Below are 18486 nucleotides of genomic sequence, written 5' to 3' on the forward strand. Positions count from 1 at the left end.
TACATTTTCATAACAAGCTGATTTCAAGAATTATGCTCTTACTCTTGATTGTCATTTTATCGCAGTCTCACATGACTGCCTTTAGACCATAGTATGGTGCAAAGCGACACCATACCAAAACTATACCTATTTCACTATACAATTCCTTGAGCATGCAAAATATCGTACAAAGGCTGCGTGGCCTTACCAAATTTTTTCCAACGACCAATGCTGGAAGTATTAATTGGTTGTCTAACCTGAACTTTGGAAGCTGTAGATACTGGGAGAGTGTTTGTTTCGACAGATAAACACTGTGCTTCGTAGGGCAAATTACAATACGCAAGGAGTTCGCGCACTTGTTTTTCGGGTTCCTTTACGAGTGTTTGGTAATCTTGTATGTATATACCATCACCATATACTCTTTTGACAAAATCAATGTGCTGGCGAAATTGACAATAAAACTCGCCGACAGTTTCTAGATGAAAAGCATAATTATAATAGGGACTATTTAGAGAAAATAACTGCCTAAAGTTACCCACACAGGTGTCCATAGGATCTCGGAGCATCACAATAACCTTGGCATTAGGCAACGCAGCTTTGATTAATTGAATATAAAAGAAGTTAAATGGCAGCTTGTCAATGAACCGTGCATCACTCGGTGCAATGCGTTGTGTTTTTGTAATATAATGCTCACCTAGTTCAGTCATATCGAGTGTGTGTGCGGCTTCGATAGTCGGGATGTCGAGTACTTTTAATCCAGGCGTTTGAGTCAACTCTTTCACTGCAACACCAAAATCTTGTAATTCGCCACCACTACCAACTTGTGAATGATGCGATAAAATACGTTCTACCAAGGTCGTTCCAGAACGAGGCATCCCGACAATAAAAATAGGGCGCTCACTCGGACAACCTGATGGCGTATTGCTATTAACTAATGCCCCGTTTTGCAAGGCAGAAAAAAGAGCAATGTCATCGTCAATAGTGTAATTTAATGTATTTGCTTTTTCAGCCTTAGCGCTGATCAACGCGGCAAACGCAGATTCGTGTTGACCGATTTGTTGTAGCTCTAACGCCAGAGCATGCGCAAGATGCATACGATCATCAACCGGCAAATCGGGTTTATCCAGCATCGCTTGCAATGTCGAAATGTTATTTTCGTCCACAGTTGCGCCGCCCAAATCCGCCAGTGCAAAATGGGTTGGCGCATGATTAGGTGCTAGCTTCAACACATTTTTATACGCCACTGATGCTGCCTCAAATTGCCCTGCAAACTTCAGTGACATACCATAATTATAATAATATAAGGGGCGTGTTTTGTTGAGTGATATTGCTTTTGTGAAGAAGGTTAGCGCTTGGTCATGAAAACCAATACGACTCAATGCAACCCCAATTGTATCAAGGGCATTTGGCTCATTGAGTTGCTCAAGACGAACACTGTCCACAGCCGCCATAGCGCGATTAGTATCACCTAATAACGCATAACACTTAGCAATGTAGGCAAAATATTCAGACGATGGTTGCACACTCACCGCTTTTTCTAAACATTGTACCGCCTTGTTAAACTGTCCTAACTCACTGTTGATAATTCCCAAGAAAAAATAGCCTTCAGCCAGATAAAATGTATCGTGCTCGCTGGTTTGAATTAAAGACACCACCATCGGATGCGCTGCTACAAAAGACTGAGACGATAAGTGCTGCAGTATTTTCTGGTGTAATGAGGCTAATGAAGACATCGCATACATCGGTTGAGAATTTATCTGAATAGTAGCAGAACTGGCAAAAAAAAGACCAGCAAAAGCTGGTCTTAAATATATTTTTCGCCGGTTTTATTATACCCCGGATGCATACACAAAAGAGTGGAAAGAAAGACGTTCCACTCAATGCTTATTACAGATCAAATGCGTAAGTAAAGCGTACACCAAATTTGCGCGGTTGCACAACAAAGCGTCCGTAATTACGCAATAGGTCCACACGGTTTTGATTTTGATCTGCAAATGTCGCTGTACCCAGATCACCAGCATCACGGCGAACTGCTGTGTAAGCATACTTGTCAAACATGTTGTCTAAATAAGCCGTAATGGTCCAATTGTCTTTAGAAATAGAAGCACTGGCATTGTTCAATGCAAAACCAGGGATCACTTCACCATCCGCACGTAATCCTACTTTTGAGTAAACATCACTTTGGTACGTTAGACCATATACTAAATCTAAGACACTACCGTTGGACAAATCTGTGGTGTATTTTAAACCAAATGAGGCTTGTGTTTCAGGCGCTCCTGATAAACGGTCGCCTTTTTTACCATCATAATAGTTTTGTAATGCAGTACCTTGTTCATCTAACACACCGAATAAGAATGGAGCATCATCAGTTAACTGTGCATCTACGTTTGAATATGACATATAGGCCGTTAAATCGTCGGTCAAAATGGCCCGAGATGAAATTTCAATACCTGATGAACCTGCACCCGCAGCGTTCGCTGTAATCGGTTGTGCACCGTTCACGGTCGCACCAGCAACTTGTGCATCATCCCATGTGATATCAAATGCAGACACATTCAAGTACAAACGATTGTTAAAGTAAGTCGATTTAACCCCTAACTCATAGTTAGTAGTGGTATCAGCAACATATACTTGTTCATTGGGTAATGCACAAACGATCTGTTGAGTCAGTTCGTTGACATTGTCAGGACATGCTGCCACGCCATTTGCACCACCGATACGGAAGCCTTCGGATACAGTGAAGTACACCATCGCATCATCAGAAATATCGTAGGACGTATTAAATTTAAATAAAGAGCCTGAATCATCGGCAGTCTCCGTGCCATAATCTAATACAATAGAGTCTGGTGCACGGTCTTCAAACACAGTGTAATATAACGGTAAATCGATCGCTGAACGCGTCTCAATATCATATTTATACTGTCGTAGACCTACGGTAACGTCCCAAGCATCAGAAATCTGGTAAGACAATTCACCAAAGAATGCAGACTCTGTAACAGTTGAATCAGACACCGATAAATATTCTAGTGCATCTGGACGAGAACCCCCTAAAAATGCGTCATACCCTGGTGTAAATTCCGAGCTAGAACCATCTGCTTCAGTCTTGTTGTAAAAGACACCAGCAATCCAGCTAAAATCAGAATCACTTTGCGAAACTAAGCGCAACTCTTGAGTGAACGTATCTTGGTTGTCTAACTCACGAGTAAATGCTGAAAACGCAGGGAAATCTTCGTAGCTATAATTCAAACGAATCAGTAGGTCGGTCTGGTCACGCTGACCATCTGCGGCAAAACTAGAGATACCAGTAGCTGAAACAAGTTCAGCAAAACCAAGGTCAGCGGTCACTTCCAGACTTAATAGTTCATCTGTTTTGACACGCGGTTCTTCGTAACGATATGCTGAAGTATATTTACGTGTTAAATCACCACTAACGGCATTACTTGCAGGCAAAGCGTTAAAGTGATCAATCGAGCGACCTTCGACATCTTGTTTTTGGTAAAAATACGATAAAGTGGCGTCAATATTATCGGTAGGTAACCAACGCAAAGCGATACGACCGGTTAACGTTTTCTCACCATTGGCATCTCTAACACTGCGTAAATTATTATCATCTAAGCTATCTGGCTGAGACACACCTGGTTGACGCACGACATAGTTATAATCGATAAAACCAGGGTCATTGTAGTAATTTAATGAGGCACGAACCCCTAGCTCATCATTAATCAGGGGAGTATTAAATACAAAACCGTATTCGCCACCATAACTATCCGAGCGATGTACACTGAAAATATCACCAGAGACTTCGCCTTCCGTGATATCTAGCTCAACTTGCTTAGGAATATAACGAATAGCGCCACCTAGTGTGCCGGCACCATATAGCGTACCTTGTGGACCAATTAGCACTTCTACTCGTTCAACATCGGTCAAACGCATATTCAAAAATAAAGGTAATTCACCAAAATACGTAGCAACAGTTCCGCCATTCGAGCCTGGACCAGACGAGTTAGTGTTTAAGCCGCGCACGATAATTGGCGAAGCAGAACGACCGCCTTGATCCACGACAGTTAAGCCTGGGACCCAACGGGCAACATCTTCTAGTTGACCAATATTTTGTTCACCTAAAGTATCAGCCGTCAATGCGGTGATGTTAAGTGGAGCTTCTTGGACGGTACCAGTTCGACGTGTGCCCGTCACTTCAATAGTTTCTAGTTGTGCTTGTTTTTCTTGCGCGAATACTTGTGTTGCAGGCACCATTGAACTTGCTACAGCAGCAGCAATCAATGACGCTTTAAAGTAAGGTTGTATGTGTGATTTCATTCATTATTTCCCGAGTAGTAAGTATGTAGTAACACGCTAATGAAGGTGCTTTTTATTCAGCTTTTATTATTAACACTAAGCTGTTGTTCACGCGTGCGATTTTATGCCCTTGTTAGGATAAGTACAAGGACAAATAATATTTGGGGAATGTGCTCCGATAAGCAACAATATTATATTTTGAATAGATGCTCGCGGTAATAGGTCAACTCAGCGATAGATTCTTGAATGTCATCCAGCGCAAGATGAATACCTTTTTTCTTAAAACCTTTTAGCGCCTCTGGGGCCCAGCGACTAGCTAGTTCTTTGATGGTACTGACGTCGATATTGCGATAATGACAATAAGCTTCCAGTTCAGGCATGTAAGCAACCATAAAGCGGCGGTCTTGACCGATAGAGTTTCCGCATAAAGGAGACTTGCCCGGCGGCACCCACTGCTTAATAAAATCTAATGTCGCTATTTCAGCATCACGCACCGAGTGGGTACTGTCTTTGCAGCGCTGTGTTAGACCTGTTTTACCGTGTGTTTCGATACACCAAGCATTCATATTTGCCAAAACGTCATCCGACTGATGGATCGCAAGCACTGGACCTTCAGCTAAAATATTCAGTTGAGCGTCAGTAATAATAGTCGCAATTTCCAAGACAACACAATCATCAGGGTCCAAACCCGTCATTTCCATATCTATCCAGATTAGGTTTTGTTCATGAACTACAGGTGCTGACATTAGACTTCCTTGCAAGTTAAAATATTGGTATTCGTTATATGATAACGGTAACATGTATTCTGATTTTATAACAATGTACTTTATCGTGGCAAAAAAACCAAAACTCACGCACAGACAAAAACGCCAAGTATCCAAAAATAGAGCTGATCGGATTGCCAAGCTCGGCGATACTGCAACAGAAAATACGATCTTAGGTAAAGTGATTAGTCGATTTGGTAAACATGCGATTGTCGAAACATCAGAGGGTGAATGTGTTAAATGTCATATTCGTCGCACGATTGACTCTGTTGTATGTGGTGATAATGTACGCTTTGCCCCACCCCAACCTGACAACCCAAAAGACAGAGGTATCATTGAGTTAGTCGAAGACCGTCACTCGGTGCTGACTCGACCTGATTTTTACGATGGCGTAAAACCTATTGCCGCGAACATTGATCAAATCATTATTGTTAGTTCTATCGTCCCAACCCTCTCAACACATATTATTGATCGTTATTTGGTCGCTTGTGAAGATGTTCAAATAAAGCCTATCATCGTGATCAACAAAGCTGAGTTACTCAACGCTGAAGAACGTGAATGGGTCATAGAAGCCGTCGAAATTTATGCTGAAATAGGTTACACCATTTTATTTACCAGTTGTAAAAGTATGGAAGGCATAGACGAACTGACGGATTTATTAAAAGATAAAACCAGTGTTTTTGTTGGTCAATCTGGGGTTGGCAAAAGCTCTCTAGTCAATGCTCTACTACCCGACTCAGAAGAAATCGTCGGTGACATATCCGATAACTCAGGACTAGGTCAACACACGACGACTACCGCAAAACTCATCCACTTCACTGCTGGTGGAGACCTCATAGATTCTCCTGGAGTACGCGAGTTTTCATTGTGGCACCTCCCTGTTGAAAAAATAACATGGGGATTTGTTGAGTTTCGTGAATACTTAGGGGGCTGTAAATTTAGAGATTGCAAACATCTCAATGACCCTGGTTGTTTACTGCAAGCCGCGGTTGATGATGGGCGCATTGATGAAGAACGGTTTAATAGCTACCACAAAATCCTCACCACTATGGATGACAAACGGCCATCTTATGCTAAAGGGCTATGACCTAGTCTAAATTAAGTGATCTACTTCTAGTGTGAATTTGCTATAATTTCGCAGTTATTTCAAGGTGCGTCCTAAACATCTCGATATATTTGAATATATGCATACACAGTGGAGAAACATGCAGTGATAGATTGGTTGAAAATAAAATTACAATACGTGCTACCAAAGCATGCCTTATCTCGATTAGTAGGTAAGTTTGCCGCTGGGGAATATGGTGCGACAACCACCTTCATCATCAAACAATTTATCAAACAATTCAATGTGGATATGTCAGAAGCAAAAGAATCAGATCCTGCTGCTTATCCTTCATTTAATGCTTTTTTTACTCGTGAATTAAAACCTGGATTACGTGAGTTTTCTGCGGATGAGACTGAACTAGGCCACGCAGTTGATGGTACGGTTAGTCAACTAGGACCCATCGAGGGAGACACCATATTCCAAGCCAAAGGTCATCATTACAGCTTAACCGCACTTTTGGGTGGAGATGCACAACTAGCTGCACCGTTCAAAGGTGGTGACTTTGCTACTATCTACTTATCACCTCGTGATTATCATCGGATCCATATGCCATTAACAGGCAAACTAACTGACATGGTATATGTCCCAGGTGAGTTATTTTCTGTGAATCCACTCACTGCCCAAAACGTGCCTGGATTGTTCGCTCGCAATGAGCGTGTGGTCGCTATTTTTGATACTGACATTGGTAAGGTAGCGATTGTCTTGGTAGGCGCAACTATCGTAGCGAGTATCGAGACTATCTGGGCAGGAACAGTGACACCACCGGCAGGTAAAAATGTCACTCATTGGCAGTACACCGACTCAGCAGGAGATAGCATCACTCTTGAAAAAGGGGCTGAAATGGGCTTGTTTAAATTAGGCTCTACTATTGTGGCTTGTTTTGAGCCAAACAAAGTAGATTTTGGTGCACTTAAAGCTGGTGATGTCACGCGTTTAGGTGAAACGTTCGCCACTCTTAAAACGGCTGATTAATACTTTGATGGATCCAGTTAAACGCAGTCTTTATTCACTACACTTTACAGTGATGCTACTTGGTGGGACGGCACTGTTCTCCCAAGTCATTCCTCTATCGGCTTACGATATTACTGTAGGACGTGCTATTTTTGGCTGTATTTTTCTTTTCTGTCTGGTCAAATTGACTGGGGAAACATGGTCATTAAACTCTACTAAAGACTATTTTATTGGTACTGTTTTGGGAGTGATCATGACCCTGCATTGGGTCACGTATTTTGCTGCGATGCAATATGCGGGGGTTTCTGTAGGGATCATCGCATTATTCACCTTTCCTGTTATTACCGTATTTTTAGAGCCCCTCATCGATAAAGTAAAGCTCGCTTGGCAAGATGTCATTAGTGTGATTGTGGTATTTATGGGAATAATTCTCATTGTGCCTGAAGTCTCATTGGAAAATGATATTACTCTAGGTGTCTTAGTTGGGGTTCTTTCTGCTTTTTTATATGCTTTGCGAAACATTGCTCATCGTCAATATTTTTCGCAATATAGCGGTATCAAAGGCATGTACTTCCAAACCTTAATTATCAGTCTGTGCTCTATTTGGTTTGCTTCAGATGCATTTTGGAGCATGGATACACATACTTTGGGGCTATTAGTGCTTCTTGGCACACTATTTACCGCTGTACCTCATGCTATGGTTGCGGCCTGCCTACGGCACTTACGTGCGAAAACCTTCTCATTGGTAGCTTGTATGCAACCGTTCTATGGTGTTGTACTCGCGATAATTGTACTGAATGAGACCCCGCGTTGGCAGACGTTAATTGGGGGTATTTTAGTAATTTCTGCAGCTATTTATGAAACGATTCATACTCAAAAACAAGCGACAACTACTCCCGAATAACGAGGTAATCTATGCAAATCATCGCGCATCGTGGTGCCTGTGCTGAAGCCAAAGAAAATACCTTAAGCGCATTTCGTTTAGCACTACAACAGCGCGCAGATGGGATTGAGTTTGACGTACATTTTCTTCGATCTGGCGCATGGGTCATCCACGATTTAGCGCTCTCAAGAACCCATCAACTAGACCAATCATTAGCCGAGCTATCAGCGCAAGAAATAGAGCACTTAGGCATACCCTCACTACATGAGGTATTAGCACTCATCAACACTACCATTCCGGTGAATGTAGAAATCAAAAGTTGGGTTGACCAGAATACTGCCATTGAGTATTTGGCGTCGTTATTTCATGCAGGCCTACTCAATCACAACTCAGTACTTTCTTCGTTTGACCACCATATAATACAAGCGTGCCAAGCGCATTTTAACTGTCGTTTTGGAGCTTTATCTGCCCATAAACCCATCGATTATGGACGCTATGCTGCTGATTTAGATGTACAGATTTGTGCTATCGAAGACAGCATGTGTGATGTGCAATTTGTCAGAGATATTCATGCCAGAGGTATGCTGTGCTGGGTCTATACGGTGGATGAAGCTAGTCGAGTATGTGCACTCTATGAGATGCAAGTGGACGGCATATTTACCAACACGCCAAGTGCTACCCGAAGAGTATTAGCTGAATATTTAAAAACTTGAGTTGTTAGCTAGTCCGCTCAGTCAGCGAGACTAGACAGGCCTTAAGCCTTGCAAGCATCTTCCGCACAATCCCCGCATGCCTTGCATAATTTCATATTCAATAAATGTGCGCCAATTATCAAAAATGCACCAATCGCAATGGTAAAAGGTTCGTACTCATGACCAAATATATCTTTATGCCAATAAATAAGACCACCTAAGACCAAGCTATAGACAGGATAAATTTGTCGATGATATTTGTAAAAACCGATAAACAAAGCCCAGAAACCAATCAGTATGGAAATACTTAAAATTGTTCTTTCAAACCAAACTTCCGCAACAAAAGAGCTCGCTACCAATGGGATAAGAGGTATCAAGATAGGGAGTAACAAGCAATGCAGAGCGCATAAACTGGAGATCCAAACTCCTGCTTTGTCAAAAAAACTGTCTGATTGTTCGTACTGGGATGGTTTCAAAAGTCGCGCCTCAATAATTAAGTGTTATAGTATAACATTAATACTTTAACAAACGCACCAAAATTCTAATCGATTTTTAAATGCGCTAAATATGAGACGCATGAAACTAAAATTCCGACTTACGCCATAAATAATAGATACTGGGTAATACGACTAAAGATAACACCAACATCGATAATTGATTTTAACGGTATGTGTTGGTTGAAATCAGTAAAGGAAAATATCTTTCCATCATGAAATGCCCACCCGGCAAACTTAGACCCCTCTAACGCTAAGGCTAGTCCAATATACAACTGCATATCTGACTTTTTACCTTTGTAATCGAGCTCACTTCTAGCACGAGCTAGAATGTCTTTTTTTACAATGGAAGCTTGTGCAACAAAAACGGATTTTGGAAACGTTATTGGCGCGAGATTAGTGGTAAACACTCCATTGTTACTTTCTTTCGGTTCGCGCAGTGCCAAGTATCCATCAATATCACCAAGAATAAGTTTAAATTCATGTAATATGCGTTTTTGCGCAGTCACTCTAAGCCCAGTGACTTTTGAGAGAATATCCGCACAATCGATAATGTGCGTTTTGGTATCAAATGAAAATTGCCCGTTGGTTATTTTATCAACCGCTTGTTGTGAATAGCTTTTCTGTTTATTAACAAGCATGAATATAAAGAGTTCATCAAAATTAGACTGGTAATTTTTATCTATAAAAATGGATAGTGTCTTTCTAACCTTTTCCAAATCGGTTGTTGCCGTAACTTGAAATGCTACCCGGTCGAACTCATCACCTAAGTCGATACCAGGGAAATTTTTCTGTTTAGCATTCAAGTTATACAATCGAGGTAGATGAAACAATTCTTTTAAGATGGGAATGAATGCATCTTCCATCGCCAGATTTATATCAAGCCTCCCTTGTTTACTGGCTAGCGCTACTTAGCTGATTAATCGAGACACTACGTCACGTAATTCATTTTCAACGTTTAATGCATCCATGTGCCTCTTCTTTCATCCTTTTCACAAGTACTGGCTATATATACAATGTATTTAGGGACATCTTTCTTAAAATCAATGACATCTACACATCTTATGTATAAAAAAGAGGCGCCACGCGACAAGTGGCGCCAATATTTCACTTAAGCAGTCGATCGCCCATGAACAATACGATACAACACCGGTAACACCATCAGTGTTAGTATCGTAGAGGAAATGATCCCACCGATGACCACTGTGGCCAAAGGCCGTTGTACCTCTGCGCCAGTACCCACATTCAACGCCATTGGAATAAAACCGAGACTAGCGACAAGTGCGGTCATCAATACGGGTCGCAATCGCGTAATGGCCCCTTCCACAATAGATGTGATGAGGTCCCCTGTCTCTTTAAACTGTTGCTTTATAAACGACAACATGACAAGACCATTTAGTACCGCAATACCAGAAAGCGCAATAAACCCCACGCCTGCGGATATCGACAATGGCATGTCTCTGAGCCACAGTGAGAACACGCCGCCCGTCAATGCAAGTGGGACTCCGGTGAATATAATAAACGCATCTCGCAGCGAGCCAAACACCACGACCAACAACACCAAGATGACGAACAAGGTGGCAGGTACCACAAGCGATAATCGCTGACTTGCGCTTTCCAACTGTTCAAAGGTGCCGCCATAGTCGAGCCAGTAGCCTGCTGGCAAATCCACTTGATCAGCTATTTGGGTTTTAGCTTCATCAACAAAACTGCCCAAATCGCGGTCACGCACATTGGCGGTGACAACCACTCGTCGCTTACCATTTTCTCGACTAATTTGATTCGGGACGGTCGAATAAGCCAATTCAGCTACCTCCGACAAAGGCACAAAACCGCCATCGGGTATCGTAATAGGAATATTCCCAATTGCCTCTAAATTACTTCGCGTTTGTTCATCAAAGCGCACCAGTAATTCAAAACGACGGTCTCCCTCAAATATCAGCCCTGCACTATTGCCCCCTACTGCCGATGCTAACCACGTCTGCAAGTCCGTCACATCTAAGCCATATCGCGCCAGTGCAATGGACTTGGGATTAATAGTAAATAAAGGGATATCGTCGACTTGTTCAAGTCGGACATCTGCTGCGCCATCAATGGATTGCAATACACGAAGAATGTCGTTAGCCGAGGCGACTAAGGTATCTAAATCGTCACCAAATACTTTAATACCTAAATCTGAGCGAACACCGCTTATCAATTCGTTAAAACGCATCTGAATGGGTTGTGTGAACTCATAGTTATTACCTGCCACCCTCTGTAAGTCTTGCTCTAACATTTCAACAAACTCAGCTTTAGAGAGATTGGGGTTAGGCCATTCATCACGTGGATGTAACATCATAAAGGTGTCGGTCACATTAGGCGGCATAGCATCGGTCGCCACCTCCGCTGTGCCGGTTTTGGCAAACACCGTTTTCACTTGCGGATAGCTCATGATTTTATCTTCAAGTGTTTTTTGCATCGACACGGCTTGTTCAATCCCCGTACCGGGGATGCGCATGGCATGAAGCGCAATATCGCCTTCATCAAGCTGCGGAATAAACTCCGTGCCCAGTCGAGTTGCCATTACAATGCTGACCACCACAAGTGATGCCGCGCCTACCAAGACAAACCATCTGAATTTAAGTGCGCCGCGCAAAATTGGTCGATATACCGACTTGCCCGCCATAATGATGGGGCTTTCTTTTTCACTGACTTTGCCTGTCATAAACATTGCAACCGCCGCAGGCACAATAGTGATTGAGAACACCATCGCTGCTAGCAGCGCCATAATGACAGTCGCGGCCATGGGATGGAACATTTTGCCTTCTACGCCCGTTAATGAAAACAGCGGAATGTACACAACCGTGATGATGAGCACACCAAACAAACTAGGCCGTATCACCTCACTCGTGGCTTGAAAGACCAACTCCAGGCGCTCTTTTAATGGCAACACGCCACCTGTGCGCTTTTGGGCTTCGGATAATCGCCTGATACAGTTTTCCACAATAATCACAGCGCCATCGACAATCAGGCCAAAATCCAGTGCACCTAGGCTCATCAAGTTAGCCGATACACCATAATTGACCATGCCCGTGATGGTGGCAAGCATCGCAAGCGGAATTACAGCGGCAGTAATAAGCGCCGCACGAATGTTACCTAGCAATACAAAGAGTACCACAATGACTAGCAATGCACCTTCTACGAGGTTTTTTTGCACTGTATCAATCGCTTTATCAACAAGCTTTGTTCGGTCATAGACTGGGTCAATCACGATCCCACTGGGCAAACTTGCTTGTATGTCACCTACCTTGTCAGCGACTGCTTGTGCGACAGCGCGGGAATTACCGCCCACAATCATCATCGCTGTGCCAAGTACGGTTTCTACCCCTTCTTGCGTAGCTGCGCCGGTTCTAAGCTCTTTGCCAATTGCCACGCTGCCAATGTCTTTCACCATGACAGGAATAGAATTAACGCGCTTGACCACCACGTTTTCAATATCGCTAATGGTCTGTAACTGCCCTTGCGAACGAATCAGTATTTGCTGCCCATTACGCTCGATAAAGCCTGCCCCTTGATTGGCATTATTGCGCGCTAAGGCTTCATGAACATCAGCAAGACTTACCCCAAAGTTGAGCATTTTGAGTGGCTCAGGATTGACGTGATATTGTTTTACATAGCCCCCGATAGCATTGACCTCAGTAACGCCTTTTACTAATGAGAGCTGCGGTTTTACAATCCAGTCATGGATTTCTCGCAGAGCCATAGCATCATAGGCCTCGCCATTTTCTTGCCGGGCGTTTTGGTCGGCGCGAAGCGTATACATGAATATCTCACCGAGGCCAGTGGCAATCGGTCCCATTTCTGGCTCTAAACCTTGCGGCAGTTGGCTTTTTATCGCACCTAATTTGGTATTGATAAGATTACGCGCAAAGTAAAGGTCGGTGCCTTCATCAAACACCACCGTGACTTGCGATAAACCATAGCGCGACAACGAACGGGTGTAAGATAGATTAGGTAAGCCTGCTAGCGCAGTTTCCACCACAAAGGTAATGCGCTGCTCGGTCTCAAGCGGTGAGTAGCCTGTTGCTTGAGTATTGATTTGCACTTGTACATTGGTGATATCAGGTACTGCGTCAATGGGCAGTTTGTTATAACTGAAAAAGCCCAACCCCATCACCAAAAAGGTCAGCATCAGCACCAAACCCTTGCGCTCTATGGAGGTCCTTAATATGGATTCAATCATACAAGTACTCCTCTATCGCAATTGCCATCACTATCAGCAAGGTAAGCATTTATGCGTTGGATTGGAAAGTTCAGGTGATTAATGATCATGTCCGGCCTCCGATTTTTCCAAGTCGGCTTTAAACAGAAAACTGTTGTTCACAACCACTACATCCGATACTGCAATACCGCTTAGCACTTCAATGTTATCAGCGTCTTGTTTCCCTAGACTGACAGGCTCAGGGTGGTATTCATCCCCCTTTTTAACAAAGACCACATTGTTACCCTCGTATTCTTGTATCGCTGCCTTTGGCAACATCATAGCGACATCAAGCGTATCAATCGTGATATTACCTAACACAGCAGCACCAACCGGCCAATGTCCGGAGGTATTGTCAATGTTGGCGTAAGCAAGCACATAAGGTTGCTCATCAGGTGAGGGCAAAATATGACTGATAACGGTATCAAACGTTGAATCGGCCAGTGTGAGTTGCACAGCCTGTTGCTCTGCGACTGCACGCAGTTGATTAGGAAACACTTTAAGCTGCGCCCACACGCTGTCGTAATTCGCTAATGAGAAGAGCACTTGTCCATTAGACAATTCACCTTCGTTTGCATGTCTGGCAATGACGGTCCCCGCAAAGGGGGCGGTAAGCGAATAGCTTTTCAGGCTTTCGTTAGATTCAACGACTGCCAGTGCAGCGCCTTTTTTGACTTTATCGCCTAAATTGGCATTAACGCGTGTGACCACGCCATCAAATCTGGCGCGAATATGACTGAGCGAGGCAGGATCGGTCACAACATTACCATACACTGTCTTGGTAATGTTAAGGGTGCCTGCACTTACCGCTTGCGTCGTTACACCCACTTGTGCTGCCATTTCTTGGGTCATGGTTACAAACTCATTGCGATGCTCATCTTTTTTCTCATCGTCATGATCGCCCTCGCCACTGATTACAGAAAAAGAAATGAGTAATGCGCTGGCCAATAAGGCAACTCTGCATGAGGATAAAATAGTGATGGTTAGTGTTGAACGTTTCATTTTGACACTCGCTGAAAATTAGGGGCTGATGATGTGGGTAAAGCAGACTGCGCCGATGTTACCGAAGCAATAGATAGCGGCGTTGCCGTTAACGATTCAATATCAGCGGCTCGCTGATGGGCTTGTCTTGCTGAGTGGATAAGGGCTTGTTTTGCATTAAGCAGTTCTTGACGCGTACTCACCCACTCAAGGTAGCTAAAGCGACCATCAAGGTAAGCCTGCTCCACCAATGTCAAGGCTTGCTCAAGTGGAGGAATAATTGCACCTTGCAATGTTTGTACATTAAGCAATGCATTATTCCTTGCCAAGAGTGCCGTATTGAGTTGGTGAAAAAGCGCTAAGGCAGCGCCTTGTCGTTGTTGCTCTATTTGATCAAGCACGGCTTTTTGTTGCTCGTACTCACCCAAGTTTCGCTCGCTAGCGAACAAGGGCATGCTGACCCCTGCCACAAAGGCAGTTTCATCAATACCGTTCATACGCCGAATGCCCGCTGTCCAACTCAAATCAGCTTGATTAGCTGATTGAGCTAGCCTGACTTGCGCCTCTTGGAGTCGATATTCCTGTGCAAACACATCAATGTTTGGACTATTGGCGACTTGCTCAAATAAAACCGAAAGAGAGGGCGATGTTGACAATGCAAACAAATTGCCTTCCACTTTAGTAACGCGCGGTGCTTGCTCGCCCCACATAATAGCAAGGCTTTTCATCATCGCCGCATGGGTTTGTTTAGCCGTGAGTACTTCAAGCCTTGCACGCGCCAGTGCTGCATCGGCGCGTTGTTGTTCAAATGCGGGAGATGCGCCTGCTTCAACACGTTTTGCAACCGATTGATAAGTGTATATCGCTAATGCTTGTGCTTCTTCATACGCTTCAATTAAGGCTTGCTGCGCCAATACATCCACATAGCGGCGGGTGACCTCAGCGAGAATATCCAAGGTTCGGATTTGCTTTTGTGCCTCAATCACTTGTGACTTGGCGCTAGTAAAGTCACTTCGCGCTTGTAGTTTATCTCCAAACTCAATCACCGATGATAAGCTTAAGGTAAGCTCGGTATCTTTTATGCCAGAGACCTCACCAGTACCCAAAAAGTTTTCAAGCTCAATGCCAGCGTTTAATTCAGGTTTGAGTGCTGCTGTTTTTAACTCGCCTTCGAGCGCTTGCTGCTTAAAGGCAAATTCATGCAAATAAGGTGCATTTGCCAAGGTGCGCTTGATGGCACTTTCTAAGGTTATTGACTTTGTTTCGCTGTTACTTTGCAGCTGCGCATGGGCAGGCAAATAGGCAAAAACAGCTATGCTATACACGCTCAAGGCACAGGTGCGCACCGAGCGTTTCAATGATAAAAATGTCATTGTTTACATCCTACTATTTCAAAAAATATTTCCCGCTACCGAGATAGCGAACCAAGATTTGATATAACTAGGAGGTGTATTTGGGCGGCCTAAGTAAGCGCGAGATTGGGGCGTCAATGACTTTTGACAGATAGAAAAAGGCGTGACCTTCGTTGACTAAAAATGGTTTGAGACTTGATGAATCCCCCACCCATTGGGTATGAGAGCCATGGCAATGACCGCAGTGATGGCAATCTGCTGGATTGTGGAAATTATCGTCTAAAGCAGAAGCATTCTGCGACGGCTGAGCAGTGTCAGGCGCAATAAGTGTATGAGGATGATGGCCGTTGTGCTCATCATGGTTATGTACTTCAGACAAATGCGTAACATCAAGCGTATGAAAGTCCAACAGACTGGCGACAGCCGTGAACGACTGACATAAAATCAGCATGATCACTAAATAAGTCGTCGCTTTTGTTTTAAACATCTATTTATGTTCTTCCATAGTTTGACGTGTAAAGCGTAACATAATGCACCGGATTTATCTTGTTACGAAAATCGCTAAAGCGCATCAGCCTCATCTCTGCACGCCTCATCAGCAAATTCAAATTCGATGGTTGTATGCACAAAATCATAGTTAAAAGAGACGCCCTAAGCGTCTCTTTTAACTCGCTCATAGTTTGCAATGAAATATTCTGCGCTAACTTTATATGTGCAGTCATCACATTGTGCTCACCGTCGAGGGACCAAATGTGGAAATGATGCACACTGTCCACGTTATCACTTTCTAATAAAATATTGCGCACCTCTTCCAATTGCTTCTTATCGGGTATGGCTTGCAAAAACAATAGTACGGTCTCTTTTAGATTACGGCCTACATTAAATAAGATAAAGAGTGTAAAACCAATCGATAATATCGGATCGAGTATCGCCCAAGGTTTAAACATCAACACAATAGAGACGATGAGTACGGCTACCCAACCCAGTACATCTTCTAACAAATGCCAGTTGAGCACTTTTTCGTTAAGCGTGTTGCCACCGCTTAGTTTGTACGCCGCGAAACCGTTGACGGCAATACCAAAAATAGAGAGCAGCAACATACCTTCAGCTTGTGGCATTTCAGGGTTAGATAAACGCGGAATGGCTTCAAACAAAATCCATACCGAGCCGGTAATTAATACCAAACCATTGATTAATGCACCTAACAAGGAAAAGCGCTTATAACCGTATGAAAAAGTCTTGTTAGCCTCTTTATCACTCAGTTTGTTTAAGCCCCATGCCGTGCCGATTGACAAGCTATCGCCTAAGTCATGCACCGCATCGGCCATAATGGCCGTGCTATTGGTGAGCCAACCACCAATAAACTCGATAATGGTAAAGACCACATTAAGAAAAAACGCCCAACCGATGCGTTTGGATGCTTCACCCCCGTGTAAGTGACTGTGGTGATAACTATGATTGTGACTGTGCATGCTTGATCTTATCTAATATTATTTGGTTACTTTGGCTGATAGGTAGCGGTTTGAATGGGCTAATGTTAGCACCGCCTGTATTGCCATTTGGAATAAGGCCAAAAGCAGTTTTTGTAAATGCGCCGATAAACCTTAAGATTTGACCTAAGCATTCTTTTACGTCGCCATGTTTGAGTCCGTGTTTGAGCATGTAAAAATGCGCCACGCAATGAAGCTTTGTCGAATGTTGTCCAATCACATGTGCATCTTCTAAATGTCGAAATGCGTCCTTAGCTCTACCTTCGGAAAGTGCGTTCGAATATGCGTTAAGCTTTTTTTGTACAAATGGTTTAGCTGCTTGATAAAAAGTCACGACTGGCCTCCTGATAGTGTTTTCGCATTTTGATTCTCATTTAATTCTTTTGTGGCGTCTTTGAGTATCATCCAAGCACCGCGCAGCACAACGATTGAAACAACCATACCAATGATTAGATCTGGCAGGCGACTATCAAGCCATAGCACTAATACACCTGCTGCAATCACGCCCATATTGGCAATCACGTCATTGGCAGAAAATATCCAACTGGCGCGCATGTTTACATCACCGTCTTTGTGCTTACGAATGATCAATAAACAAATCACGTTTGCCACTAAGGCTACTGCTCCCATCCCCATCATAAGATAGGACACAGGCTCGCTTCCCATAATCGAGCGACGAATAATGTCGATGAGAATAATCCCGCCAAGCATTAATTGAAAATACCCACTGACTTTGGCTGCGTTGGTTTTGTGAATAATGGATTTACCCACGGCATAAATCCCAATTGCATATACAACAGCATCTGCAAGCATATCCATTGAGTCAGCGATTAATGCCGTGGAATCAGCCAACAGCCCTACGGCTAGCTCAATGATGAACATGGCAGCATTGATAGCTAATAGCCAATAAAGTACACGTTTTTGTGATTTATCATTAATCGTGACTTCGCATCCACATCCACTCATATTGCCCCCAGCGCTATTATTTAGACACAGTGTAAAGTCTATACATGGTATAGGGTCAAGCCTTCTTAATCATTTCTTTGTAATTTGGTTTTTTAGCACCTTTCAAGCCGAGCGCAACAAACAACAGCCCGAATAACACGGTGATTGGATGCACTAGCAAGCTATGAAGCATATTGATATCAGAGAAGAAACCGTGCGTGAGTGACACAATTGTAATTCCCAATCCTAGTAACACAAAAAATACTTTCATAATGAGTCCTCTTGTTAATGACATAACTTGTTAATGAAAAAAT

General features: G+C 43.3%; 15 protein-coding genes and 2 pseudogenes. 4 read left to right on the plus strand and 13 right to left on the minus strand.

What is annotated here, in order from left to right; genetic code table 11:
• Window positions 1-134 precede the first annotated feature (134 nt).
• From NLF92_RS11265 to orn, 3 genes are all read right to left on the minus strand, one after another.
• Window positions 135-1712, minus strand: a complete 1578-nt coding sequence (locus NLF92_RS11265) for a tetratricopeptide repeat-containing sulfotransferase family protein (protein WP_254101982.1) — start codon at window positions 1710-1712, stop codon at window positions 135-137.
• A gap of 154 nt (window positions 1713-1866) precedes the next feature.
• Entirely contained in the window at window positions 1867-4296 is a 2430-nt protein-coding gene (locus NLF92_RS11270) for a TonB-dependent receptor (RefSeq protein WP_432420225.1), read from the minus strand.
• Window positions 4297-4466: 170 nt separating this feature from the next.
• On the minus strand, window positions 4467-5021 hold the full coding sequence (gene orn, locus NLF92_RS11275) for an oligoribonuclease (protein WP_254101984.1): 555 nt from the start codon (window positions 5019-5021) through the stop codon (window positions 4467-4469).
• 85 nt (window positions 5022-5106) lie between these two features.
• Here orn and rsgA point away from each other — a divergent pair, with 85 nt between their 5' ends.
• From rsgA to NLF92_RS11295, 4 genes are all read left to right on the plus strand, one after another.
• The gene (rsgA, locus tag NLF92_RS11280; RefSeq protein ID WP_254101986.1) at window positions 5107-6126 is read left to right on the plus strand and encodes a small ribosomal subunit biogenesis GTPase RsgA; all 1020 of its coding nucleotides are present in this window, start codon (window positions 5107-5109) and stop codon (window positions 6124-6126) included.
• A gap of 123 nt (window positions 6127-6249) precedes the next feature.
• Window positions 6250-7116: an archaetidylserine decarboxylase gene (gene asd / locus NLF92_RS11285; protein WP_254101988.1), complete on the plus strand. Its 867-nt coding sequence runs from the start codon at window positions 6250-6252 to the stop codon at window positions 7114-7116.
• Window positions 7117-7123: 7 nt separating this feature from the next.
• Window positions 7124-7999, plus strand: a complete 876-nt coding sequence (locus tag NLF92_RS11290; RefSeq protein WP_254102037.1) for a DMT family transporter — start codon at window positions 7124-7126, stop codon at window positions 7997-7999.
• A gap of 11 nt (window positions 8000-8010) precedes the next feature.
• Window positions 8011-8691 (plus strand): glycerophosphodiester phosphodiesterase, encoded by a 681-nt coding sequence (locus tag NLF92_RS11295; protein ID WP_254101990.1) that lies wholly within the window; start codon window positions 8011-8013, stop codon window positions 8689-8691.
• Between the two features lie 41 nt (window positions 8692-8732).
• On the opposite strand, the gene NLF92_RS11300 is transcribed toward NLF92_RS11295, so the two are convergent.
• From NLF92_RS11300 to NLF92_RS11345, 10 genes and pseudogenes are all read right to left on the minus strand, one after another.
• Window positions 8733-9146, minus strand: coding sequence for a MerC domain-containing protein (locus NLF92_RS11300; RefSeq protein ID WP_254101992.1), 414 nt, complete (start codon window positions 9144-9146; stop codon window positions 8733-8735).
• Window positions 9147-9265: 119 nt separating this feature from the next.
• Window positions 9266-10063: pseudogene (locus NLF92_RS11305) on the minus strand (SMEK domain-containing protein); the annotation flags it as partial.
• 212 nt (window positions 10064-10275) lie between these two features.
• On the minus strand, window positions 10276-13386 hold the full coding sequence (locus tag NLF92_RS11310) for an efflux RND transporter permease subunit (protein ID WP_254101996.1): 3111 nt from the start codon (window positions 13384-13386) through the stop codon (window positions 10276-10278).
• Window positions 13387-13464: 78 nt separating this feature from the next.
• Window positions 13465-14406, minus strand: a complete 942-nt coding sequence (locus tag NLF92_RS11315; RefSeq protein WP_254101998.1) for an efflux RND transporter periplasmic adaptor subunit — start codon at window positions 14404-14406, stop codon at window positions 13465-13467.
• Entirely contained in the window at window positions 14403-15758 is a 1356-nt protein-coding gene (locus tag NLF92_RS11320) for a TolC family protein (RefSeq protein ID WP_254102000.1), read from the minus strand. The genes NLF92_RS11315 and NLF92_RS11320 overlap by 4 nt, the downstream gene beginning before the upstream one ends.
• 67 nt (window positions 15759-15825) lie before the next feature.
• A complete protein-coding gene (locus NLF92_RS11325) occupies window positions 15826-16224 on the minus strand; it encodes a hypothetical protein (RefSeq protein WP_254102002.1) in 399 nt (132 codons plus the stop codon).
• 74 nt (window positions 16225-16298) lie between these two features.
• Window positions 16299-17209: pseudogene (locus NLF92_RS11330) on the minus strand (cation diffusion facilitator family transporter).
• Window positions 17190-17561, minus strand: coding sequence for a DUF3703 domain-containing protein (locus NLF92_RS11335; protein ID WP_254102004.1), 372 nt, complete (start codon window positions 17559-17561; stop codon window positions 17190-17192). Before NLF92_RS11335 ends, NLF92_RS11330 begins: the two are co-directional and overlap by 20 nt.
• Window positions 17558-18193 (minus strand): cation efflux transmembrane domain-containing protein, encoded by a 636-nt coding sequence (locus NLF92_RS11340; RefSeq protein ID WP_254102013.1) that lies wholly within the window; start codon window positions 18191-18193, stop codon window positions 17558-17560. The genes NLF92_RS11335 and NLF92_RS11340 overlap by 4 nt, the downstream gene beginning before the upstream one ends.
• 55 nt (window positions 18194-18248) lie before the next feature.
• Window positions 18249-18443, minus strand: a complete 195-nt coding sequence (locus tag NLF92_RS11345; protein WP_254102015.1) for a hypothetical protein — start codon at window positions 18441-18443, stop codon at window positions 18249-18251.
• Window positions 18444-18486: the final 43 nt, after the last annotated feature.

The sequence above is a fragment of the Opacimonas viscosa genome (genome assembly GCF_024199005.1).
Classification (GTDB): Bacteria; Pseudomonadota; Gammaproteobacteria; order Enterobacterales; family Alteromonadaceae; genus Opacimonas; species Opacimonas viscosa.